At 32.7% G+C, this 24,952-nt stretch carries 26 protein-coding genes; 18 read left to right on the forward strand and 8 right to left on the reverse strand.

The window, feature by feature from the left end; translation table 11 throughout:
- Positions 1-12: 12 nt before the first annotated feature.
- The 8 genes from HM982_RS05260 to HM982_RS05295 form a co-directional block, all read right to left on the reverse strand.
- On the reverse strand, positions 13-2,262 hold the full coding sequence (locus tag HM982_RS05260) for a hypothetical protein (protein WP_179352057.1): 2,250 nt from the start codon (positions 2,260-2,262) through the stop codon (positions 13-15).
- Complete coding sequence (locus HM982_RS05265) at positions 2,259-2,918, reverse strand: DUF1266 domain-containing protein (RefSeq protein WP_179352058.1); 660 nt, start codon at positions 2,916-2,918, stop codon at positions 2,259-2,261. Before HM982_RS05265 ends, HM982_RS05260 begins: the two co-directional genes overlap by 4 nt.
- A 2-nt stretch (positions 2,919-2,920) precedes the next feature.
- Positions 2,921-5,407 carry a hypothetical protein gene (locus HM982_RS05270; protein ID WP_179352059.1) on the reverse strand — a complete coding sequence of 829 codons (2,487 nt, stop codon included), beginning with the start codon at positions 5,405-5,407 and terminating at the stop codon, positions 2,921-2,923.
- A gap of 56 nt (positions 5,408-5,463) precedes the next feature.
- On the reverse strand, positions 5,464-6,507 hold the full coding sequence (locus HM982_RS05275) for an SMI1/KNR4 family protein (protein WP_179352060.1): 1,044 nt from the start codon (positions 6,505-6,507) through the stop codon (positions 5,464-5,466).
- A gap of 91 nt (positions 6,508-6,598) precedes the next feature.
- A complete protein-coding gene (locus tag HM982_RS05280; protein ID WP_179352061.1) occupies positions 6,599-7,015 on the reverse strand; it encodes a hypothetical protein in 417 nt (138 codons plus the stop codon).
- Positions 7,016-7,062: 47 nt separating this feature from the next.
- Positions 7,063-8,196 carry an adenylosuccinate synthetase gene (locus HM982_RS05285; RefSeq protein ID WP_179352062.1) on the reverse strand — a complete coding sequence of 378 codons (1,134 nt, stop codon included), beginning with the start codon at positions 8,194-8,196 and terminating at the stop codon, positions 7,063-7,065.
- Entirely contained in the window at positions 8,197-9,060 is an 864-nt protein-coding gene (locus tag HM982_RS05290; protein ID WP_179352063.1) for a hypothetical protein, read from the reverse strand.
- Positions 9,061-9,062: 2 nt separating this feature from the next.
- On the reverse strand, positions 9,063-9,413 hold the full coding sequence (locus tag HM982_RS05295) for a hypothetical protein (RefSeq protein ID WP_179352064.1): 351 nt from the start codon (positions 9,411-9,413) through the stop codon (positions 9,063-9,065).
- A 159-nt stretch (positions 9,414-9,572) separates the two neighbouring features.
- Between HM982_RS05295 and HM982_RS05300 the strand changes: the two genes are divergently transcribed.
- From HM982_RS05300 to HM982_RS05385, 18 genes are all read left to right on the forward strand, one after another.
- Complete coding sequence (locus tag HM982_RS05300; RefSeq protein WP_246296573.1) at positions 9,573-10,481, forward strand: DUF6892 domain-containing protein; 909 nt, start codon at positions 9,573-9,575, stop codon at positions 10,479-10,481.
- A 144-nt stretch (positions 10,482-10,625) separates the two neighbouring features.
- Positions 10,626-12,500 (forward strand): tetratricopeptide repeat-containing sensor histidine kinase, encoded by a 1,875-nt coding sequence (locus HM982_RS05305; protein WP_179352065.1) that lies wholly within the window; start codon positions 10,626-10,628, stop codon positions 12,498-12,500.
- Between the two features lie 18 nt (positions 12,501-12,518).
- Positions 12,519-13,271, forward strand: a complete 753-nt coding sequence (locus tag HM982_RS05310; RefSeq protein ID WP_179352066.1) for a LytR/AlgR family response regulator transcription factor — start codon at positions 12,519-12,521, stop codon at positions 13,269-13,271.
- Between the two features lie 121 nt (positions 13,272-13,392).
- Entirely contained in the window at positions 13,393-14,100 is a 708-nt protein-coding gene (locus tag HM982_RS05315) for a VWA domain-containing protein (RefSeq protein WP_179352067.1), read from the forward strand.
- A 235-nt stretch (positions 14,101-14,335) separates the two neighbouring features.
- On the forward strand, positions 14,336-14,983 hold the full coding sequence (locus HM982_RS05320) for a hypothetical protein (RefSeq protein ID WP_179352068.1): 648 nt from the start codon (positions 14,336-14,338) through the stop codon (positions 14,981-14,983).
- A gap of 9 nt (positions 14,984-14,992) precedes the next feature.
- A complete protein-coding gene (locus tag HM982_RS05325; protein ID WP_179352069.1) occupies positions 14,993-16,249 on the forward strand; it encodes a hypothetical protein in 1,257 nt (418 codons plus the stop codon).
- A 175-nt stretch (positions 16,250-16,424) separates the two neighbouring features.
- A complete protein-coding gene (locus HM982_RS05330) occupies positions 16,425-17,585 on the forward strand; it encodes a hypothetical protein (RefSeq protein WP_179352070.1) in 1,161 nt (386 codons plus the stop codon).
- Positions 17,586-17,697: 112 nt separating this feature from the next.
- Positions 17,698-18,123, forward strand: a complete 426-nt coding sequence (locus tag HM982_RS05335; RefSeq protein WP_179352071.1) for a DUF2262 domain-containing protein — start codon at positions 17,698-17,700, stop codon at positions 18,121-18,123.
- Between the two features lie 11 nt (positions 18,124-18,134).
- Positions 18,135-18,842, forward strand: a complete 708-nt coding sequence (locus HM982_RS05340; RefSeq protein ID WP_179352072.1) for a DUF1963 domain-containing protein — start codon at positions 18,135-18,137, stop codon at positions 18,840-18,842.
- A 31-nt stretch (positions 18,843-18,873) separates the two neighbouring features.
- A complete protein-coding gene (locus tag HM982_RS05345) occupies positions 18,874-19,629 on the forward strand; it encodes a DUF2314 domain-containing protein (protein WP_179352073.1) in 756 nt (251 codons plus the stop codon).
- 21 nt (positions 19,630-19,650) lie between these two features.
- A complete protein-coding gene (locus HM982_RS05350; RefSeq protein ID WP_179352074.1) occupies positions 19,651-20,064 on the forward strand; it encodes a hypothetical protein in 414 nt (137 codons plus the stop codon).
- Positions 20,065-20,079: 15 nt separating this feature from the next.
- Positions 20,080-20,685: an SMI1/KNR4 family protein gene (locus HM982_RS05355; protein ID WP_179352075.1), complete on the forward strand. Its 606-nt coding sequence runs from the start codon at positions 20,080-20,082 to the stop codon at positions 20,683-20,685.
- A 1-nt stretch (position 20,686) separates the two neighbouring features.
- Complete coding sequence (locus tag HM982_RS05360) at positions 20,687-21,343, forward strand: suppressor of fused domain protein (RefSeq protein WP_179352076.1); 657 nt, start codon at positions 20,687-20,689, stop codon at positions 21,341-21,343.
- Positions 21,344-21,358: 15 nt separating this feature from the next.
- Positions 21,359-21,811: a hypothetical protein gene (locus tag HM982_RS05365; protein WP_179352077.1), complete on the forward strand. Its 453-nt coding sequence runs from the start codon at positions 21,359-21,361 to the stop codon at positions 21,809-21,811.
- Between the two features lie 2 nt (positions 21,812-21,813).
- Positions 21,814-23,037, forward strand: a complete 1,224-nt coding sequence (locus HM982_RS05370; RefSeq protein ID WP_179352078.1) for a hypothetical protein — start codon at positions 21,814-21,816, stop codon at positions 23,035-23,037.
- Positions 23,038-23,054: 17 nt separating this feature from the next.
- Entirely contained in the window at positions 23,055-23,840 is a 786-nt protein-coding gene (locus tag HM982_RS05375) for an alpha-ketoglutarate-dependent dioxygenase AlkB (RefSeq protein WP_179352079.1), read from the forward strand.
- A 22-nt stretch (positions 23,841-23,862) separates the two neighbouring features.
- Positions 23,863-24,372: an endonuclease V gene (locus HM982_RS05380; protein WP_179352080.1), complete on the forward strand. Its 510-nt coding sequence runs from the start codon at positions 23,863-23,865 to the stop codon at positions 24,370-24,372.
- 19 nt (positions 24,373-24,391) lie between these two features.
- The gene (locus tag HM982_RS05385) at positions 24,392-24,826 is read left to right on the forward strand and encodes a hypothetical protein (protein WP_179352081.1); all 435 of its coding nucleotides are present in this window, start codon (positions 24,392-24,394) and stop codon (positions 24,824-24,826) included.
- Positions 24,827-24,952 lie beyond the last annotated feature (126 nt).

Below are 24,952 nucleotides of genomic sequence, written 5' to 3' on the forward strand. Positions count from 1 at the left end.
AAATTAATCCCTTTAGGCGAAATAGTCCGCTCTTATTCTAGTTTTCATTTCATTTAACATTTCTAGTTCTCCGTTTTCAAATTCTATGTTTCGTTTAGAAACGCTTTCTAGTAAGTTATGTTGAAGAAATACATCGTCTTCATAGTGTGTTTTTGCGATTTCTAAATGCTCTAGTAGGGCCATTTCAGATGGATAATCTTTACTTAAATACATCGCATTATATTTGATGTAATCTTCCACATTACCCAAAGCTTTAGCCATATTTTTTATAGCTCTTAACATGACATGATATTCGTCTTTTGGGAAATTAATAAATGTTTTTTCTGGATAACTTTGCAATAGATTTTCATACGCAATTTTAGCGTCTTTATATCTTTTATCTTGTTGTAGCGTATTGGCATAATCAAAATCTAATTGCCAATCTCTCGCTTCTGGCACCTCTTTTTTTATGGTTTCGCAAAGTGCAATAGTTGACTTATTATCAAAACCAGCTGTTAAACAATTTAAGGCTAATTTTAAATAACACGCTTTGTTAGTTGAAAGCTCTGCTGCCCTTTTTAAAGATTCTGAACCTGCAGTATAATCATACAACATCCATTGAATGAATCCGTTATTTCTGTACTCACTGAATGTTGTTGGGTTATCTATTAAATCAGCGGCTGTAGCTTTACCTAATTCTTCTGGGTGTTCTAAAAACGTATAATAACAAATCCATTGAAAAACGGGTTTTAATTCCTCTGGTAATTGCTCTTGCTCAAAATTATAGATGGCGTATTTATGGCATTCTTCGTAATCTCCCATTTCTACAAGTACTTCAATGCACAAATTCATGGTACTAAAATAATCAGAACTATCATCTTCATAAAAGTTGATTTCTTCTTGCATATCTTCAAAAAAGGCCGTGTAATTATGGTTTATTCTATGAATATTCATCCGTAAATTGTACAACCAAGGCGCAAATGAATGTTGTGGTAGCGGAAAATCTGCTAGCGCTTCATTAATCACTTCAAGCGCATCGTCAAATCTATGTAATCTAAATAATGCTCGTGCTTGAAAAAATAAGGTTTTAAGCGTTGGTGTTTCTCTGCGATGAAACTGTACAACGATATCTAAAATACCTTGCCAACTTTCTATTCGGCCATTAACCTCTAGTAAATATTGTAAATATTCACTCATTCTTAGTCCGTTTCTAAAAGCCTCGTGGTAGGCAGCTCCTGTTTGGTTGTAGTCTTTGTTTAGGAAATAAGATTTTGCTTTTAGAACATGAAGTAACGGGTTTTTAGGGTTTAAAGCCAAACCACGTTCTACACAAGCCTCAATAGTAGGTTTGTGTTTTGTATGATAATATCCTGCATTTCCTATCAACACATATTGATGTTGTGCCGATTGCCAACCTGAGTTCGCCAAAGCTTTCATATAGGTTTGATACTCCTCAAAATTGCTGTAGTTTTCCTCTGGAAATTCCGGTTCAGGCGGTGTTGCTACTATTTGAGATACAAAATCATATCTCATAAAATTCTTAGCAAAATCAGCTAATAATAAACGTGTATGGTCTGTTAAATCGAAATGTTTCCATTCTTTATCCCATAGCTTTTTTATTTCTGCCGACCATTTTGACCAAATCTCGACTTGTATCATGGCTAGGTTTTTACCAGCTTGATCTAAACGGTCATCTAATTGTAAACCTTTTAAAACCGTTTTATTATGGGTCGCCGATGCTAAATCTAATACTTCAAAACAATCTGCTTCTTCATCAGCATCACATAATTGTTCTAATTGAGCCGATTGGATATCCCAGAGTAATAAACGTGCTTCTGTTAACGCTGGATAACATTCTAAAATATATTTTAGCGTAATAATAGCCTCTTTAAATCGTTTCTCTTCTTGAAGTTTTAAAGCATAGTGTAGGTGTAGCGTTTCGTTGTATGGGTGTTCCATTAACGCTTTTTCATACACCCATTCTTTACATTGTTTATAGTAACTACAAACGTATTCGTAATCGGAAGGTAATACTTCATTAATACTGATTAAAGCTTGTAAATAAGACTCCATAACGTCCATATTCATTTCTTCAAAAGCACCAAGATAAAGCATGTACATACGATAATATCTGGCATTATCTGCTAAAATGTCGTCTCCTAATACGTCAAAATTCTCTTGAATAGTATGTATTACAGATTGTAAAGGCGCATAGAGGTTAGCTTTATAAAGTGCTTCTGCATGCTCAATTTGTTTTATAACTTCTTTTCTTGTTAAACTCATTTTTTCCATGTTTTAAACCAATCGGCATGTTCAATATGTAAACGTTGGTAGCATTCCCAAAGCGTTGCTGTTCCTGGAAATTTACTCACATCTTGTTCTGTTGCTCCTAAAACGTATTCATCACCTAAACATACGTTACGGTGAAATTCGCTCCAACTAGAAAAGGTCGATTTTATAGTGTCATTAGCTTCTTCTAGACGTAAAATCAATTCCTCTGTACCCATATAACCTAATACGTGACCTAGGCGCATTTGAAAAATGTAAAAAGCCATTTCGTAACCCATCAGTTTTTCTTTTTTTAGACTAAAACGGTATTTCCATACCATTTTATAAATGCCTTTGGTTCTTGGGCTTTCTTCGGCATTGTATTTGGCATCAAAATCGGAGGAGGTCATCATACGGAATTCTGAAGCTAGTTTTTCAAAATTATGAGATACTATTTGTCCGTTTTCATAACGTTGTAAACTATTGCGTAAGTGCAAACCAGATTTTATACCAAATAAACTTAAAAGGCGTTTGGCTTGCTTTACGTGCATGTCGTTTTCTAAATCGAAACCAGACCAACTTGTTAAATCTGCATTTTTATAATTTTTCTTTAATATCAAGGCCGATAAATTTAATTGGTCTTGTATTTCGGGTGTGATCTCTTGTGTCATTTTTAAGCGTTTAAATCATCAACGACTTGTAATAAAGCGGTTGTTAAATCTTCTGAATAGGCTCCAGATTTTGCCATAGCTTGTAATCCCATACCATATGAAGCTGCCATTTGCGTGCCTTTTACTAAGTGCACAAATAAACTTCGGCATAGATTTCCGTAGGTTTCTTGTTCGGTTCCTGGCGCTAAATTGGTGTCGAGTAAAGTCATATAAAGTGCTTGCCCCATACGGACTTGTATTCCAGTTTCATCGTCAAGTAACCAGGTTTTAAATTCTTCTATTTTTTCATCTATAGGCTGTATAAGTTCGGTATCGTAATTACCGTTTTCACCATAATGCTCTAGATTATGAAGCACAGCATCAACATATTTTTGGTTAATTTCGGTAACTTCCATTTCAATTGTAATGGTTTGAGAATTATCAATAGCTGTGGGGGTTTCTGTGGTTGCTTCTTCTTTAAAATGAACATTATAAAAAGCTTCAATTGCAGTCATTAACTCTGTTTGATTACTGAAATCTGCGATTGAGCTTTGACTATAATCAGAAAGATATTTAGAGGTGTTTACGTTGAGTTTATCTTTTTTTAACGTTCCTAAAAAATCGGTTAAATACACTTCAATTTCTGATGAAATTTTTCCGAAAGCGACATTTTTAGAAGCTTTTAGTTTACATTTTCTATGAAAAGTGATGATACGGGTAATGGCCTTATCTAAAAAATAACTAAGGTCATCTTCGCGATCATTAAAATAGGTTGCGGTTCTTATACCTTGGGTCGTTAAAAGATCGGAAACCCAAACGGCTTCTTGTCTAGAACTGTAATAAAAATCGCCTAAATAATTAAACCACGCTTGAATAATATTCAGTTCTAACGGGCGCGCTTCATTGATGTAATGTCCGCCAGCAAAGGTGTTACAAATTTTGGTAACACAGGCATCAATACTTTTAAGAGCGCCAATTTCGTTTACACGAGAATAATTTCCTGGTTCCACACATAACGTAATGAGCGTTTTTGTGATTAAAGGCAAGTTTTGTTTTCTAATATCGTCCCTAACATCTCTGGTAGAATAGGCCATTTCTAATAAATACAACTGTAAAATTTCTTGTTGTTCTGCGTTGTATAAATTAAAAAGTTGTTCACGAGCATCGTAAAACGTACGCACTAAAAATTGATTTAATGGATTTTTAATACTTTCTTTAGTAAAACCATGAAGAAACCCTTTTAAGTTATCTTTAGTTTGAAAAACGTTTTTAATTAAAAATTCACCCGTCATTTGAAAATCCTTATGATCAAAACGCATCATAGGAAGTTTGCCTTGGCGTTCTTCAATCAGTAGATCTGAAAAAATGGTATTGTATGTTTCTGTTTGGTTTTTAATACCGGTTTCTGGATGGCATGTATTAAACCAAAACGGAATGCATTGCAGCGGAAGTGCTTCTGCTGTATTTTCTGTGAAAATTAGTTTGCCATAATCTTTAAAAGCTTCCGTATAAAAATTACTTCCGCCATCGGCAGTTAACCAATCTATAAATCTTAAATAGCAAACATCTAATTGTTCTTGCGGTATATCTTTATCACGGTTATTAAACAATAAGGTATCCCCAGCATCCCAAACTTTAGGACCTAAAGCAGCAATTAACGGGTAGAAACCTTCAGCGGTTTTTAAATTAAGTAATTCTAAACTTTTAACGTCTCCAAAAATTAATCGTTCCTTTATTGCTTTATGTGCTTCAAAAATAATTTCTAAATTATCGTAATAATACGCTGCTAAGTCTGTAGTAAACCAAGGTAACATTAAATCGTAAGCCCCCGTGACATATACACGACCGACAGGTAATATACGATGAAATTGAGTGATGAATTTACGCCAATCATTATCAAAAAAATGCTGAACAAAATCGTTGTTTATTTTGAACGGAAATTTAGTTATGGTTTTATCAGAATTGACAACCGCATACGTTTCGTTTAAAATTTGATATCTAATACAAAACTGAATTAAAAAATCGGAACTCAATACATCTCGAATATCAAAAATCCGGTCGACTAAAAAGCGGACGATAGGAAGAGAGGCTTCCGATTCACTTTGTACTAGCATTTTTAAAACCTGAAAGATTTGTGTTTTTAAATCTTCAGAAACAGCATCGGTTTGTAAATAACTCAGGCTGAAATTTAAAAATTCGACGAGCTTTGTCGTGCTTTTTTCATCAGGAAAAAAACCTTTTTGTAATAGTGGATGCCAAGACCCCACAAGCTCTAAACCTTCCTGTTCACTGGCAAAAACCTTAGGGTGAAAATAGACGTGTTGTGCTGTGTTTTTAGTAAATTCAGTTGTTACACCGTTTAATTTACTACTGTTTACAGCATTTTTATAAAGATCAGTATCTGTAGTGTCCATTAATTCTAAAACTTGAAGTAGTGCTTTTACTTCAGATGGGGTTAAAGATTCTAACTTTAATTTTGGTACTATTTTTTCTTTAAAAATCGCAGACATGTGCTGGGTGTTATTCAAATTATATGGTAATCTATTTTATTCTTTAGGGAATGATTTTACTCGACGTAAAACCATTCGTTATCTTCAATTTCGCCTTCGTTACCCATTAAGCTTTTTAAGAATGTAACGAGGTCTTCGGCTTCTATATATGCAATTTCTTGGTCGGCACCATACCTAATAATTTGTCCGGCTGTTCCTTTTGTGTTTGGTGCAAAATCAAAAGCTAAAAAATTACCATTTTGTAAATCGAAAAATGGAATCCAATAGGGTGTCGTGTACATTAATAAGGCTTTACCCTGGTTGGTTGAGTAGGTGTCTAACAGGTCTTCTTGCGTCCATTCATCATAAATATCTTTCCACTGTTTCCATTCTTTATAAATAGCTTCTGCGCCCATTATAGCACATTTGTCAATGCCATTATGTAGTGTTAAATAGTCTTTGATGATCTGTGGAAATGGAAAACCAGCTTCTTTTTCAAACTGAGCATAAATCGCGTCATTATTATTCGGTGGATTTAATTTTAATCTTTTTTCTGTGATTAAAGTGATAAAAGTTTGCGCTAAGTCTTTCATATCAATTATAGTATCTAACTGAATAAAAGGGCTTAAGAAATCAGCTTTTTCTTTAGCTAATTTTTCGGCTATAAATTGATTAGGAATAAATTCATCAATAAAAGCACCTGTGTGGTCTTTAAAGGTAATATGCTTTAAGTTTGAAACGGGTTGAGCGCTATACAAATTCGTACTAAAGTTATAAACTGTAGCACTTTTGTGACTTTTATCATTAATAACGGTAAACCATGCTTCAAATAGTGGCGTATTTTCTATTTCAACCGTAAATACACTATTGTCTTCTAAATATCCAATAGCATAAAATTTTGGACTAGATTTATAATCTGGTGTAACAAGTATGAGTTTGAATAATTTTTTTTCAGTGCGTGTTTCAATAGCTTCTAAAAGCGCATCTCTAAACGTAAAAGAATTCTTGTAATGCTTAGGGTCTTCAAGTATAGGAAGTGTATTAATCTGGATAGATTCAAAATTGAAATCGTCCCATTTTAATAATTTGAAATCTTCTGAATAGGTGATGTAATTATTCATATACTCTTAATTTTTGGTAATGCTAAAGTACTTTAGAATACTAAAATTTTTATCCCTGAAACTAATGATTTTATAAAATGAAGGTATTGTTTTAAACCCTAATCTTACTTTTTAAAATGTCTTCTAATACAGGAAATTGTGTCGGTTTAATTTGACTAACTGGAAGTCTGAGTTTTTTTTCTTTTTCATTTGGGTTTTGATACGTGATAACCATAACCTTCCGCTCAACAGCATAAGATTTAAGGGCACTATAAGCGATCTCTTTTTTGCCTATAATTCCGGTTTGAAACACGAAGTGGTTTTCTGAAAATTTAAACACTTTAAGATTTTTGTTGAAGACATATAGACTAAAAAACAGGATACAAAATGCTATTGGAACGACTATTTCTATTGATGGCGCTTGTAGAGTTATTAGGCTTAGTGCTAACATAAATAAAGCAAAATACAAGGGTTTGTTTTTTGCTGTAGAACTTAATTCAATTTCAGATATAGTGTCTGTTTTATTCATACTTTATCATATATCTTCTTAGATATTTCTATTATGGTTTTGTAAAATCAATTTAGAAGTTTTGCTATACATTCTCGTTTAGGGCCGTAACTTCCATGAACAGATTTGAATGTTGTATCTAATTTTTGAAGTAAATTCTCGTAAGAAAAACGAGGTAATTGGTCGAGACAAGTCAATATCAAGTGTTTTTTGATGTTTAAATTTCGATGATGAATAGCATCGCAACTTAGTGCATAATTTAATAATTCTGGATCTAAAGCTTGTATTCTAAACTCCCCTTGAAACTCGTTGGTTATATTCGCTTCATTTTCATTATTTTGAAGGGTTACCGTTTCTGTTTGAGACATTGGACCGTTGCCATGACGGGTTTGGTAACAGCGTGTCACGTAATAAATATCTATTTCTGCATCAATCCCTAAATGTGTTTTGATAAGCTGAATGGCATTTTTAGAAGTGGTGTAACTCCACGTGGTATGCGGATGAAAACCGTGTTGCGTATCGAGTAAAATTCCCTGGCTGCCTTCAAAAATAAAATGTTTAAAAGTTGAAGCTAATTCTGAAAGTGACGCGATATTATAATTTTTTTGAATCCCTAAACAACTCTCTATATAATAAGCTTCGTTATAGTCTTTGAGTTCGTTTTTGTAATAGTCTTGTACCGATTTTGGTTGACTTTCTAACTTCTTATCGTAATAGTTTTTTATACTTTGTAAACGCTGTTTTAAAACCCATGGAAAGTGTAAGTCGTTAACATATAGATAAACTTCGGCTTTGTTTCTCGCGATGGTTGTTCCAAAACCCAAACCACAAGAGCCGTGATGTTGTTGTTTTTCAATCGCTCTATTAAAAGCAATATCGTAAAATGTGGTCACCATCGTTAACGGATGGAAATATAATTTGGGCTGATAGTTTTTTAAAAATTCCCCTTCGCCTAAAATAGCAGGAGGGAAGATGGTGGTGTGTTCAGAATAATAGGTTGGTACGCTTAATAAAGTCCCTGATCCAAAATTGCTAAACGTGTGTGTAAGTGCCTCTGTACTTACAGTATGCCCAATTTGATGACCACCCGAAAACCTAACGACAAGGCTTTCTTCAGGATGTTGAGATGCCAGAAAATCGGTTGTTAACCCTTTTCCAGCATCACCAAATCCTAAATCTATAACAAGACTACATTTTGGCATTTATAGCATGTTTTCTACTTCTGTACTATCAGAAGCGGTGTTGGTATCTGCTGAAGCATTATAAGGCTTATGGTTTTCAATCACCACATTGGCAATACGTTTTGCAACGGTTTTAAAGTCTGGGACCTCTATGAAATTATCACCTAAAAGTGCTTTCCAATTGCCTTTACGACTTTCTTGTTTTGCCCATTCGTTATGCTCTAAATGCATATGAAATACATTATATTTTTCTTGAGCTTCTGCAATAATAGCTTCCGTAGTTATGGTTTCTGCTTCATCCACAGATGTATATCTTTTAATAATTTCAGCAGGAATCGTAGGGAAAACTGGCTCGTCACCAATTGTAAATAAAAAGCCTTTTTGTTGTCTTTTTTCCCAACAATCAATCGACGTATGACGCGCAGCAAACAAATGTGCTAAGTTATACCCTTCTTGATTGTTTCCGCCGCCACCGCCTTCTAAATACACACGCGTTAACCAGCGGTCTAACAATTCTGCAGACGATTCAAATTGTCCTACTTGTAAAGGCGCATGATCATATATAAAATCGCCAATCCCTAAAAATAAGACTTGCGGATCTTCAATTCCGGCTTCTATTAACGAGCCAATAAGGTCTGGTAAGGCTTCTTTTACAATATGTTCTGGTACAAATCCCATACTTCCGGTAACATCTAATGCTACAATTATAGATACCGTTTCAGGATGTTCTTCAGAATCTCTAGATTCTCTAACTATGGCTTTTGTAGGATCCATTTCTGGATCTATTTGTGTGGATGTAAAAATCTCTTCTCTAGATTTATTACTGTATCCTTTCATTTTTCTTAATTTTGTGTAAGCATCATTACTAAATCGTCCTCCTCCCATAATTATAGTTCGTTTATTGTTGCACCAAATAAGTGTGAGTAACGCTTTTTGGCTAATTCTAATTTAATTTCTAAGTTTCTAATCTTTACAGACATTTCTAAATCTTTAGCCACATAATCTTTGGCATCAAAATCGGATGCTAAAACTAGACTGTTGGCGTCTGTCGGACTCATATCTAGCATATTTTCTTGCTCACGCTTTAGACGTTTTAAAGACAAGGCTAAATCTTCTGTTTCGCGCTTGTACATAAGTTGTGCGTCTTCTGCAATAGCATTGGCGCGGTCGTCTCTTATTTTTTCGTTGTTACGTTTTAAAGATTCTAAAAACGCAGCATTTTTATTTTGATCTTCCATAAAAAAGGTTTTCAGCAAAGTTATAAGGAGCTATTGTTTTTTTTATCCCTGATAACAGTGATATTGTTGCGTGGTTTCTTATTCTAAATAAAAAATCACGGAATACAGCCATTTCAACTTTAAAAGGAGTCGTTATCTTTGAGATTCTTAAAAGACGTAATGATGACGACAATACATTTATCTTCAACAGGTTTAAAAATTAATTCGGTGGCTATAGAATTTCCCGTTTCAATAGAAACTTTAAAAAAAGGTTTAGACGCAAACTACAGAAGTGTAAAACTAAAAAAGAACACTATTTTTACTTGGGACGATTTGGGAATTTTAGGCTACTCAAGTAATGGAGAAGATATCGATTCTCTAACGTTAGAGTTAGAACCTGATGCTTTCGATTTTTGTCCGAAATCCAAGTTTTCGGGAACGTTTTATTTTAATGATGAAGAGATTATTACCTATTATAATACCCATAAATCGGAACGGGTAGAACTTTTTGAAGGTGACGATTGTGGTGCTTTGGTACAAAATACTATAAGTGCTTGGTTTGATGTTAATGATAACCGTATTAGTGCCATTGAAATAAGTACTTATGAAATTTATAACCGTTGGGCAGGAATTCCGGAAGATAAATACAGTATTAAACCACTTGATGAGGAGGAAATAACCTTTGTAGATTTTGGATTTAAACTTTCTATTATAGAAGAGTTAATGTATGTAAAAGGCCTATTGCAACCGCAATTTGATATTCACGAATTTGCAAGATGGTATAAAGGTCGAGATATTAATATTGACGAAGAAGGCTATGAACCTATTGCAGAAGTAGAGCAATATTTTAAAGATTTGCCCATCCCGAAACGTTTAGCTTCAGAAATTACGGAGATTTATCAAGATGGTGGCAACGATATTTATATGAATTTATCACCCTTTTCAGGTGGTGCTGTAGCGTATTGGGATATACAATCTGCTGAAGATGCCAAGCAATTTCCTAATCTTAAAAAAGCAACTTTATGTTATGCTACAGATGGTGTTTATGATGAATTTGAACAACTAGGAATAGAGGCGGAATCGTTGTAGTAGATTCTGTAAATAGATACGAACTAGTGTATTTATATAATGGTTAGTAAGTTTATTTCTGAAAATTAGTGTTATTCTTTAACGTTTAATTCAAAATTTAAAAGTAAGCTTTTTTAACTTGCGCAAAGTTTATAAAAATTTAATATGCTTGTTACTTATTTTGGTTTTAAAAAAGATGCTCAATATCATACCTCTACCAAGTTTGTTATTGTCTTTTTATTAGCATTATTTACTTTTTCAAATTTAAATGCGCAAGACGATTACAAGTCCATAACAAGATTATTAGCAAAGTCAAAAGCTATAGAACAAAAGGATATAGATCGTTCTTTTCTTTACGCAAATCAAGCTGTTGAAATAGCAAAATCGATAAAAAATGATACTTTATTATCAAAATCTCATTTGCAACAAAGTCGCTTGTATATGTTTAAAAAGGAATTTACGAAATCCGATTCCATACTTCAACATATTCTATCTCAAAAATTGCCTGAATATATTAGAGGGTTAGCATTGCATAATCTAGGGACTATTCAATATTATAAACAAAATTTAAAAGAAGCGTTGACATTATACTTAGAAGCTTCGGAAACGCTTGAAAAAACTAATAAAACAAATAAATTAGTAAGTATCTATTCTAATATTGGGGCGATTAATGCGACTCTAAAAAATTATAAAAATGCTCAAATTTATTTTGAAAGAGCTCTAGCTTTAAGTGATTTTGATGATCATTTAAAGCTTCAGGTATTAGTTAATTTATCTAGTGTCTATTATAACCAGAAACTTTTTAAAAAGTATACGGAAAGCATATTTGAAGCAGAAGCGTTTGCTTTAAAAACCAATTCCACTAAAATCCTTTCTACAATTTATACTAACCTATGTTTATACTACACGGCAGAAGGTGAAGATTATGATTTAGCAATAACTTATGGTCTAAAAGCGATTGATTTAAAACGAGAGTTAAATAGTGTAAACACATTAAGTGGTGCCTACAATAATTTGGGGTCTGCTTATCTTGAAAAAAGGGAATATAGCCAAGCTATTCAATATCTTGATAGTGCTGCGATAGACGCCGAAACCATTTTAAAACCTTATATCTACAATGGTCTAAAAGAAGCCTATTTAGGCTTAAACGATTATGAAATTGCTTTGCGTTATGCTGATTTAAAAGACAAAATAAAAGACTCTATAGCACGTAAACAACAAAAAGAAAATGTTGCAGAATTGACCGAAAAATATGAATCTGAAAAAAAAGCACAGCGTATAGATATTTTAGATTCGCAAAACAAAATACAAGCACTGACTATTAAACAACAAAACTACCTATTAATTACACTCGCTATTTTTGTTTTACTAATTAGTGTTTTAGGCTATTTTGGGTTCAAAAACTATAAAATACAACAACAATTAGATAGCGTTTTGCTGCAGCAAAGGTTAAAGAAAACGCAATTAAATCCTCATTTTTTATTTAATGCATTACAAAGTATTCAAAATTTCATTCATCAAAATGACAAAGAGAAATCAAGTACGTATCTCACGAGTTATTCAAAATTAATTAGGCTTGTTTTAGAAAAGTCGGATGAAGATTTCATTACTGTTGAAGATGATAAAATAGCTTTAGAATCCTATCTCAATTTACAATTGTTAAATTATAATAACACATTTACCTTTAATATAAAAGTAGATGAATCTGTAGATGAGGATTTTGATTTGTTACCTACTCTTATAACACAACCTTTTGTAGAAAATGCAATACTACATGGTTTAAAAGATAATAGTCGAGGTCATATTAATGTAGAATACTATAAAAAACAGTCCGTTTTATATGTTTCTATTACCGATAATGGTAAAGGATTTGAAACTAAAAAAGAAGATTCTAAACGTTTGCACAAATCTATGAGTATGGCGATTATTAAGGAGCAATTACAAAACCTTAATAAAACATCAAAAGACTTTAAAGGCGCTATTACGACGAACTCAACACCAAATGGAACAGAGGTGATTTTAAGTTTTTCAACACTTTAAATATAGTATCTTTGTACTATGATGCAGAATATATCATGTTTTATAGTAGAGGACGATCCGCAGGCATTGGCTTATGCAACTTCAATTTTAAAAAGCTATAAAAGCATAGATGTAATAGGAAGTGCTAATACTATTGAAGCAGCAGCAGATTCAATAAAAAAGCAAAACCCCGATTTTATAGTTTTAGATGTATTCTTACTTGATGGGAATGCTTTTGAATTTCTTAAACTATTTGAGAGCATTGATTTTAAAATTATTTTTACAACCTCATTTGCAAAATTTGCTATTGATGCCTTTAAATTTAGTGCCATAGATTATTTGCTAAAACCTTATCAGGAAAAGGAGTTAATGACGGCCATAGATAAGGTTATTAATGATATCACTAAAACAAACCACCAATCGCAACTTAATACGTTGTTACATAATGTATCGAATAATGAGCCTTCAAAAAAAATAGTATTAAAGAATACAGAGGCTATTCATGTTGTGGATATTAAAGATATTTTATATGCAAAATCAGATAATAATTATACATCCTTTGTTTTAGAAAATGATAAAAGCATACTTGTTTCTAAACCTCTTAAATCGTTTGATGAAAAATTAAAAAGTCATCACTTTTTTCGTGTGCATCAAAGTTATCTGATTAACCTAAATTTTATTTCTTCATTTAATAAACGCAGTGAAGAAGTTGTTTTATGTAACACGTATCATATTCCTGTTTCTCAAAGCCGAAAGAAAAGTTTACTCAATTATATTGATGAATTAGTATAATTGAATTCTTTTTCAAACACTTCAATTTCTAAATATATACGGTCAAATTCTCATGACCTAAAATAGTTACCTTTTATAGGGTTAAATTCGTTTTTTTAAAACAATTTAAGCTTAATCTAGGATGAAAATAAATAAATTAATACCAGCATTTGCTTTAATTACACTTTGTGTTTTATTCCAATCCTGTTATGTTGTAAAAAAATCAGATGAGTTTTACGAAGTAGAAACTTCAGACTTAAATACATTATATCTTATTGATATTTCTGGAAGTATGGAAGGCATCGATGAAGGGTCTGTAGAAGATCAGGTTAGAAGAGAAGTTGGTAACACAGCTGGTAAAGAGGTCAGTAAAGCTATTGGTGGAAAAATAGGGAATATTCTAGGGAAACAGGTTACTAAAGAGGCAACTAAATTAGGTGCTGTAAAGCGCAATTTAATACCAGCCATTAAAGGATTACCAGATGGTAAAAAGTTTCTCGTGTTTGCTTTCAATAATGATGTCACTATGCAAGCTACAGAGTTTAGGGTAGCCGATAATGTGTCTAGAACATCATCTAATGTATTTGTAAAAAACTTAGCAGCAGAAGGCGGTACAGATACACTAGAAGGTTTGCTTGAAGCTATAGCAACAAAAGACGTTCAAGAGATTGTGTTAATGAGCGACGGTTTACCAAATGGCGGGCCAAGTAATGTTTTAGAAGAAGTTAGAAAAGCAAATACCAACAACATTATTATTCATACCATTGCTTTTGGAGATGATGCTGACTTAGATTTTATGAGAACTCTGGCTCAAGAAAATAACGGAACTTTTGTTACGTCTAAAATGTAACACTTAAAAATATTAGGGATGATTAATTTCATGATATTCATTTGTTCACTAGTTGCTATTGCTAAGTGATACTTTGAATATTAATAAAGCACGCTTTTATAAGCGTGCTTTTTTTTTGTGCTACTAAAATCTTAAAAATAAATAATCAGTATTTATAGATATCACTAATTTCAGGGAGGTATTAAAGCCGCTTAAACTCTAGCTTTGTCTTATTAAAAACTAAAACAATAAGATAATGGGATTAACAATTTTAACAGGTGTACTAGCAGATTTTAAAGCGAATGAACCTGAAGGTTACCAAGCATATAAAGTGATTTTTGAAAACATAAACACCATATTAGCAAAAAACGGTGTAGACGCTCATAAAGAACCAGATGAAATGGAAAAAGAGCCTTTGCAGTTTGGCGGATTTCCGTATAGTTTTTTACATCATTTAAGGCGTTTTGCAGCCCACGTTTGGGACAATAAAGATAATGAAAATTGGGACTGGACACCAACACCATTTCCTACAGAAGATGAGCCTGGAGCAGATTCTATTTTAGAAGACCATTATTCTTATATGTCTAGTCATCTTTTAACACATTCAGATTCAGAAGGTTTTTATATTCCTTTAGAATTACCAGAAGTGCTTTTTGATAATGATAAAGCACCAGTACCAGGAGCAATGATTGGCTCATCTTACACGCTTTTACAAGAATTAAAAAGTCTTACGACACCCTTAGGTATTGGCTTAGATGAACAGAATAACCTTACTAATGTAGATGAATTAAATAAAATTATATCTAATGAAGGTGATTTTTGGATAGAAATATTGGTTTGCGTGACCCTCATAGATGCTGCAAAATTTAGTATTGAAAATAAAACAGCAATGCTGTTTAATTAAAAAAACACAATGAAAGAAACTGATAAAAATAGAGAAGACTTAAAGCAAGAGTGGAACACTAAAGGCAGTGCATATGCTTTGGCTGTGAATGAAATGGTTGCGTTTGGTGATGCTAATGGATGGGAAAATTGGAAAGGGAAGGAGCCTAAAGATGAAAGGGGCCATTTAGCTAATGCTGTATTTCAGTTGTTAAAAGAAGCAAATAAAAACAGTACCGTTTCTCAATTTAGAGCAGATTTTCCGCCAGCGCATACGCCTTTAATTCAGCTGATGAATGGTAAGAGTCAAAGCATTATGCAGTTGAGTTTTATAGACGAGCAGAAAATTGTTTTTGTAACAGGAACCCCATATGAGCATAGACAAGCTTACATCTTGGATAATAATAAAACTTTAGAACTTGATGCTTCTATTGCAGCTGTAGGAAAATCTAAACAAAATAATGTGTTTGCAATTGCTGCAAATAATATTATTAGTACTACTCAAGGTTGGGAAGGTGATATTATAGCAACGTTCCGTTTAGACGAAGCAAAGGATATTGGTATTACAGAATTAATCCCTTTTAATGACGGACTTAAAGTGCTATTGGTATCATCAGATGGAATTTACATTATATCTAACGATAATGAAAACATGATTCATCCCTTACCAGACCCAGAAGATGACGAGTGGGAACCTTATATGGATATGGAAAATGCAACGCTTTCTAATGACAATAAATACATCGTGGTTGGCGATCAATGTTATGATCATAGAGTTTTAGATAATAATGGTAAAGAAATTACAGAAATAGGTACACAATCGGCTTATCCAGATTTTTGTATGTTTTCTAAAGATGATAAACAGTTGATCACTAATTCATGTCACTTTTATAATGGAATTACTATTGGTGTCGCAACGTCCGATTTTGAACGTATCAATATTCCAGCTTATGAAGGCGGTGAAGACTGCATCACTATTGACGATGGTATGCGGGTGTATTGTGGTGTTTCAACTTCAGAATTCTACATTTTAGGAGACGCTTTTGGTTATATAAAAGCGGTTGATGCTAAAGGAAATTGTATTTGGAAACACTTTTTAGGTTCTACAATTACAGGACTAACAATTTCTGATGATGAAAAGACCTTGTGGATTGGTGCGGCTTCAGGAATGCTTCACAAGCTGCAATTAAATCAGGGAGTTAGAGATAATCATACCATTGGTACAGCTAATCATTTTGAAGAATTCCGTTTAATATTATGGAAAGAAGAACCGGTTAGAGTTTGGTAAAAAGTATACAAGTTGTATTCAGTGAAAAGCACGTTTTAATTAACGTGCTTTTTGTTTTTAGAAAGATGGTATAAAGCAATATCTAAAATTCAGTATTTGTAATTATCCCTATTTTCAGGGATAAGAGGCGGTGTTATAAGATCTAGTTTTGCGGTATATAATTAATACATTTCAAATGAAAAATAATATACTCTATTTCGTTCTATTAACACTAATGTTGGCTTCTTGTAGTAAGAAAAGTTATACGGCATTAATTGAGAAAGATGCTTACGCAACATCTCATACTACAAAATATCATTTGCCTAAAAATGTTCTGAAATTTGAAATTATTTATACCCTAAATGAGCCTAGAGTAAAAAAAGGTAGTTTTGACGAAGCCTTACTAACAAGCTCCACAAAAGTGACTATTGAAGATCCTATTGTGATTACAAAAATTTTGGTTGCTGATCCATCCAATACCTTTGAGATAAAAGGGAAACAGTTGTCCGATCGTTTTTTTGTAAATAGAGGTGAGGATGTATCTAATCCTATTTTAGAGGATACCTTAAATGTGTCATTTGGAACGTTAGAGGCATCAAAAAAATCATCGTATTCGTCATTTACAGATTCTAGTATAGAAGCCGAAGCTTTTAGGTCTATAGAAGAAATAAAGAATAATTTAGATAAAATAAAAACTAAAAAGGAGGCCGATATGGCCTTAAAACTGATAACACTTTTTAAAAGTCAGTTTAAGACATTAAATGAAGACTTTCAACCTTATATTAAAAAGCATAAAGTGAAATATACGATTGTAATTGATCCTTCTGAATTATATTCTAAAGATGGCAACTGGTCTAATATAGAGGGGAATACATTCTATCACACTATTTTTCCAGAACATATTTTTAAAGGTAAAGGAATTTTAAGTGATTTAATAACAGTTAAAGTTACCAGGCCTAATGTGCATCTCCTACAAGAGGTCTTGAGCTCAGAACCTATTGAAGGGATTGTTTATAGAACTTCTTCAGCGTCAAATATAGAAATCTTATTAAATGATTATTCCTTGTTTAACGATGCTATGACCTTAGCACAATTGGGACAATTTAAAACAATAGCGGTTAAAGATTTAGAAAAACATAAGTCGCTAAGCCAGCCAGTTGTATTGTTTAAGGCGGAAAATCCTGAGAACCAAACCGAAACTCCTTCTATTTTTAAAGAAGAGGTAGAGCAGTTAGATTTTGATTCTAGTGACACAATTCAAGACTCTCAAGAAGCCATACTAGAGGAGCGTAAAGAGAAATTAAAAAATATCGATTTAATTATAAAAAGCCTCGAAAAACGTATCACTGAATTCTAATTTATTACAAGGTGTAATTTCACTGAATACCGTTAGATAATAAATGACGTAAAGTAGCATCTTTGTCAGTGAATTTAATAATTGAAATCTATTAAGACCTAATATCTTTAAAATGAAAATAACAAAGGATACGCTCAAAAAAGATTCACGAAGTGAAGATTGTTATAGAACAACCTTTTTATCTGATCAACATAAAATTGATATCAGTCTAAATATTGAAGACATTAGTTTAGAGGAAATGATTGCTTTAGGAAATTCCTTTTTAGAAGATTTTGAAGATAAAAAGAAAAAAGCCACAGATGAAATCGTAAGCGCTTTTTACGAAAATTACAATGAAAACTGGGCTGATGAAGACAATGGATATCCAGAGTTAAGCCAGCCAGAATTCAGACAAAAATTAACAATAACAGCTATTCATTTTTATGCCAAAGATTTGATAGACGTGATTTATAATGAAGACGGCATGTTTGGGAATCATTATTTAATAGCTCAATCTTACGATGGTAAAACTTTTGACGATAGTACCATGTTTGGATAAAAAACACACAAATGACTTTAGAAGAACTTAAAAATAAAATATCTAAACCGGTCACTAAATTTATAACAGGCGGCTTTAGACCAAAAAACACCATTGAAGAAAGTTGGATTGGTAAAGTCTTTGCTTATAATGAAGACGAAGACATTCCGTTAGATAAAAACGGAGATCAAATGTTTCCGTTGGCGCAATTTTACCTGCCTAATTTGCCTTACGTTCATCCAAGTCTTAAGGATACGAAACTCATCACCGTTTTTGTTTCTGCAGAATGGCCAGAATGCTTTGAAGACATGGGAGACCATTGGCTCATTAGAGAATACGACATTCTAGACAGCATTAAAATTAAAAATTTAGAAACCCCTTATTCGGTTGTAAAACCCTTTCCACTACAAGCAGAATTAGACGAAAATGATTTTCCCTTATGGGATGGTGGCGGTTTATCTCTAGAAGATACAGACGAAATTTTAAAGCTAGAAAACGAAGGTATTATTGAAGATTATTTTGATATTATAGATCATATCTATGACCATAAAATAGGTGGTTATCCTTCTTTTTGTCAATCCGGAATAGGTGACGCAGAGGGCTTTGGAAAAGGCTTTCAGTTTGTGTTTCAAATTGTATCAGATTATAAGGCAAATTTCAACGTGATAGATGGTGGGAGCTTAATGTTCGCCAAAAATAACGACACCAACCAGTGGAGTTTGTATTACGACTTTTATTAAATCACAATAATTAAACTTAACATAATAAACAATGAGTCAAGATAACAATATCGTTTTTGCCAAGCAAAACGAAAAAATGAAAGCAGCTTACCTAAAAGCACAAGACACGTTTAACTATTTTTGGAGAGAACTATATTGGGAAGCAAAACGTGTGGTTCCTGCGCATAATTTAGCGTTGGTAAAGATTCCTTTTCAACAAATGGCTGAAGGAGATGAGCAACCTACTGTAGAACATATGTGGATTAGCGAAATAGCTTTTGATGGAGAACATATTACAGGTGTTTTAATGAATTCACCTAACCTATTAACTAATGTTGCCGAAGGCGATACCGTAACTAGAAAGGTCTCTGAAATATCAGATTGGATGCTAGCTATAGACCGCAAAACGTATGGCGGTTATACCATTCAAGTCTTACGTTCTGATATGACGGAGGAAGCAAGAAAGCAACACGATGAGGCTTGGGGATTAGATTTTGGAGACCCTAACAATATTCTAGTAGCTTACCAGCAGGAAGACAATGAAGAAAACCTGATTGAACACCCAATGAGTAAAGTGATGGAGCAACCGGCTAGAGACTATTTTGAAGCTCATCTAGACGTCGTAAAGGCTGCAGATGAAAATGGAGTCACTAGACTACACACAGAAACTATTGCGGGAAATAAAATAGCCGTAGAAATTTTACTAGAATTAGGTGCCGATAAAAATGCAAAAACCAATTCGGGAAAAACAGCTTTAGATTATGCTAGAGCTTTAAATTGGGAGCATATTATTCCTGTTTTAAAATAATGTAACGTATCTAGTTTTAAAATGAAAACAACATTAACATACATTTTATTTGGGGTTTTGTCGATTTTAGTACTTTCTTGGGGGGTAAATCATGAAGAAGATAAAAGCAAGGATTTAGTTTTTAATAAAAAAGTTATTGATGGGGACATTATTTTTCGCTCTGTAACTACTGAAAATACAGCGTTAAACAACTTTAATGAATTTGGGATAGTCGAAAAATATTTAGATAAAATGTATGTTTGGGATAACCAGAACACCATGAGAATAAGTTTTAAAGACTGGGTAAGGAAAGGAAATAATGGGCACGTCAAAGTTTATAGTATTAAATCTTCAGATTTTAATATCAATACGTTAAAGCTACAAAATGGAACTTATGATCATGTAATGAATTCTGATGTATTAGAATTTATAACTGAAAATAAATTAGAGAAATAATAATCAAATTTTAAAATGGATACGATAGCAAATACATACATTTCAACACTTAAAAATGCCTATTATAATGCTAAAGGCAAGGCCATTTGGAATCATTTTGAGAGCGTAAAACACGGGGCAGCACCAGAGCATTTAAATCAGATTAAAGCTATATTCCCAGAAGTTCCTGAAGCACTATTGCAGCTTTTAAAATTTGTAGATGGCACGTATTGGAGAACTTATGGTGATGACGATATTATTTTGTACTTTCTAGGTTCAGATATGGCTGAATATCCGTATTACTTACTGTCATCAGAACAGATTATTGAAAATGAAAATGTAGCAGCAAGCTATTATTCAGATTATATTGAAAGGGCTTATGAAGGTGTCGATATTGATGAAAAAATCACCAATAAGTCTGAAAATCTTAAGTGGCTTCATTTTTCAGATTGTATGAATAACGGCGGAACATCTCAATTATATATCGATTTCAGTCCTTCAGAAAAAGGAACAAAAGGACAAATAGTACGGTTTCTTCACGATCCAGATGAATTTAAAGTGATAGCAGATAGTTTTGAAGCCTATTTACAAATGCTGATGGATAATGAAATAGGGTTTATTAATGAGGATAATTTAGAATAAAATGGACAAAGCAACATATAAAAATAAATTTACAGAAGAAGATGCTGTGGGTTGGATAGCTATAGATAACGCTTTAGAAAATATTTACGGAGACACCGAGCCAAAACATTACGGCCCTTTATGTGGCATTCATTTTAGTGTAGGCGGTACAGACCCTATAGATGGTGCCAGTATTTACGATTCTAATTATCAGGAAGCACACAAACATTTGGTGAGTTATGGGATGTCTGAATTGTACTATGATGAAGAAAAAACAGAAGAAGAATTCAGCAAATGGGGATTTGAGTTTACTTTTAGATTAAAACCTTTTAAAGAGGATAAAGGCGAGCCAATTTGGGCGATTCAAGTTATGAATAATTTGGCGCGCTATGTTTTTAGCAGTGGTAAATGGTTTGAAGAAAATCATTTTATACCTGCAAATGGCCCAATTAGACGCAATACAGAAACTAAAATTGTAGGTTTTGTTTTTGCTGTTGACCCCGAATTAGGAAAGATTGAAACCCCGCACGGTGAAGTTGCATTTTTACAACTTGTAGGTATTACAGAAGATGAGGTAGAACGTTTAAAAGCAAACCCTACAACAACTGCAGTAGAAGAATTAATTAAGGAATTAAAAGAAACAAATCCTTTATTAATAACAGATTTAGAACGCAAATAGTTTAAAGTGTTTATTATGAATTTAGAAAACACCATCACACTAATTGAAAACTTTCAAGTAAATGACGAAATGGAAGATTATGAAATTAGTGAATTTTTTGATGCTATTGGCTTCCAATTAGAAGCTATAAATCGTTTTACAGATTCACAAAAGCAGCAACTCATTCAAACGCTTTTCGATTTTTTAAAACGTCAAGATCCAGAATTGGATGAAGTTTTTTCTTTTATTCATTTAATAGAAGCTATAGATCAACCCGATTATAAAATTTATAATGTTGAATTGCTGAAATTCAATACAGAAAACGGAACCATTACTTCGACATTTTTATTGAATAGATGTATTAATGGTTTAAAAAAAGAGGAACGTGAAAAATATGTAAATCTGTTAAAGTCTATAGCAAATAATACCCAGTATACCGATTTGGTAAGGGCGGAAGCTTTGGGGTATTACAAACATCAAATAGTTTAAATATGAATACAGAAAACACCCTTTCAAAAACCAAAAACGTTTTAATTAATTTAAGTACTTCAGAGACTAAATCAGAAGCATTAGATTACTTGTTAGCCAATTTTAATGGTGTTGTTGTGAAGTGTTTTTCTGATATTGAAAACATAGAAAACGTAATCCGAATTTTTGCTCTGGGAGATATAACTTTGTTAGACGCTACATCTGAAGACGTTTTCATTATCAAAGAATTTTCTTCTCATTACGAAAATCTTATAACTCCAAACTTAAAAGTGATTAGTGAAGGGCAAGTCCCAATAAATGTACATAATGCAGGTGTGTTTTATCGTCAGTTTTTTGAAGACGAGAATTACTTTTCTAAAATAGAGACAGAGCATCAATTTCAACATTTAACAGAATCTACAAAACAATCTGTAGCTCTAAGAAAAGGCATTTATTTAAGTAAAATTACCCAAGAAAAATTGACTAAAAACGTAGAACAACTTCATTTTAAACTATTAAGATGTTCTACCAACTTAACAGGGCCAACAGATAATTTTAGAGCCACAGATACGCATATTGTAAATAAAATTAATGAAGCGGTAAAATTTGATTTTGAAAAAGACACCGAATTAAACCACGTATTAGCTCAGATTTACGAGAATAAAAAGAAAGATAAAGACCATCCTAAAGATGTAAAAGCGAAGATAAAAGCACATTCCGACAAAACGAAAGATATGCCTAAAAAAGGTTTAATTGCCTTCTGTACCTTTTACGATCATACTAATTTAGATAAGTTAAGCCCTTCTAAAACGAATAAGTTCGATAGAATTTACGGGAAATCTAGCGGATTAAGTCGCCTGCTTTTCAAACTTAAATCGTCTGTAAATGATGACACTTTGGTTAAAGAGTTTAGTGTCACTTTATATCCCAATTCGGTATTTATTATTCCGTTATCTACGAATCGTTTGTACACGCACGAGATAAGACCTTCGGTTTTAGACATCGATTTAATTCCTATTAGAATGGGCTATGTCATCCGTTGTTCTAATCTAGAAGCTGTTTACACAAATGGCCAAACCTATATTAAAAATGAAGACGAACGTATTCAATTAGAACCAATGGTTACTGAAAATCTAGAAGATTTAAGAACGTCTTATTACGAAGAAAACAAGACCGTTAAACGTGTAGATTATGGTAAAGTTCACTTTAGCATGAATACTGGAGATTACAAAAAACCAATCTATTAATCTGAAAGCATTATTGTATGAATACGCATCCGTTTTATAAAACGACACTTCCATTAAAAACCAATTGTTTCGACTCTTTATCTAAAGAAATCAGTTTTGAAGCCTTAGGCAAAGGACGCGTTGGGAATACGATAATAAAGTGCTTAGATAAAGGCATTCCCGTAGTAAGAACAACAACGAAGTTTAGTATTCCTGCTCATTATTTTACTGAAAATCATCTTGATATTTTAAATTATATAGATAACACATTAGAAGCCGAAAATCAACCAAAAACAGCTTTTAACTGTGGACTTATTGAAATATATAACGAGAATTATACAAAAATGGGCTATCATTCTGATCAAAATTTAGACCTTGAATCCGACTCTTATATTGGGTTGTTTTCGTGTTATAAAAATCCTGAAACACTTACAGATGCATCCACTCGTACGCTTAGAATTAAAGATAAATCTACTGCCGAAGAATTCGATATTACGCTAACGCATCATTCTTTCGTTTTATTTTCTGTGGAAATGAATGCTAAATATTCACATAAAATAATTTTAGAAAACCCAAACCGTGAAGCACTAAAATTAGCCGATAACAAATGGTTGGGTATCACTTTTAGAACCTCTAAAACTTTTATTGAATTTAAAAATAACATTCCTTGTTTTGAAGATGGTTCTGTGTTGGAACTGGCAAATGAAATGCAAGAAAAAGAATTTTATAAACTAAGAGGACAAGAAAATAGAAGTCTAAATTTTACTTATCCAACTATAAAATATACGCTTAGCAAAGCTGATGTAGTGGAGCCTATTAGCTAATAACAAAACTATAAATGAATTTATGATACTCGCTTTTGACACTTATTATTACGACGGAAAAGCCAAAACCATAGCGGTAAGTTTTAGCGATTGGGAAGACGACGAACCAACAAAAATTTACACCGATATTATTGAAGGCGTAGCACCCTACGAACCAGGGGCTTTTTACAAACGCGAATTACCGTGTATTTTAAGTCTACTAAAACAAGTGAATCTAGAAGACGTTGACTTAATTATCGTTGATGGTTATGTGATTCTAGAAGAAAAACATTTAGGCTTAGGTGGCTATTTGTACCAAGCTTTAGAGCATAAAATTCCGGTTGTTGGAATTGCTAAATCTGAGTTTGTATCTAAAACTTCTGTATTTAAGGAAGTCTGTCGTGGCGAAAGTAAAAAACCATTGTATGTAACTGCTATTGGTACAGATAGAGATGAGGTTTGTAACGCCATAGAACGTATGCACGGAAACTACAGAATGCCAACATTACTACAGATAGTAGATACTAAAACAAAAGAAAATACGAAGAACTAATACATTAAAAAGTACAACTATGAATAAAGATTTAATCGTAACATCTGTAGATGAGGCAAAACTGATGTTTAGAAAAAATTATAGAGATTTTATTGCAGAAAAACCGAGAACCGTTACTATAGAAGATGAGGATTTTAAATTATTTAGTTTTGATAAGATGATTTCCTCGACAAACATCGATGGGATGGAGGTAAGTGAAGTTAGAGCTTTAAAAGCGTATGTTAATACTTTAAAAAACATTTTAGGACCAACAGTCTACGATCAAAAAGGAAAAGAGTGGTCTATGTTAATGTTATCTGCGAGCATCACTATTGGTAAAAATTCAGAAGGTGATTTGTTATTTGTTGATAGACACGATGGTAAAACACTTTATATTTTTCGTCACGATGATGGAAGTTTATTTAAAACAAAAATGACGTTATACAAGCTCATTAAAGCTACTTCTGCAGAATAAGCCTTTAGAATAAAAATACTTTTACTCAATTTAAGAAAGTTCAATAACGCCATGTCATTGGACTTTTTGATGTATTATACTTAACAACAGTGTGATTACTAAATACTAATAGTACTTTAAAGGAGA

It is taken from the genome of Winogradskyella vidalii, from assembly GCF_013403955.1.
GTDB lineage: Bacteria > Bacteroidota > Bacteroidia > Flavobacteriales > Flavobacteriaceae > Winogradskyella > Winogradskyella vidalii.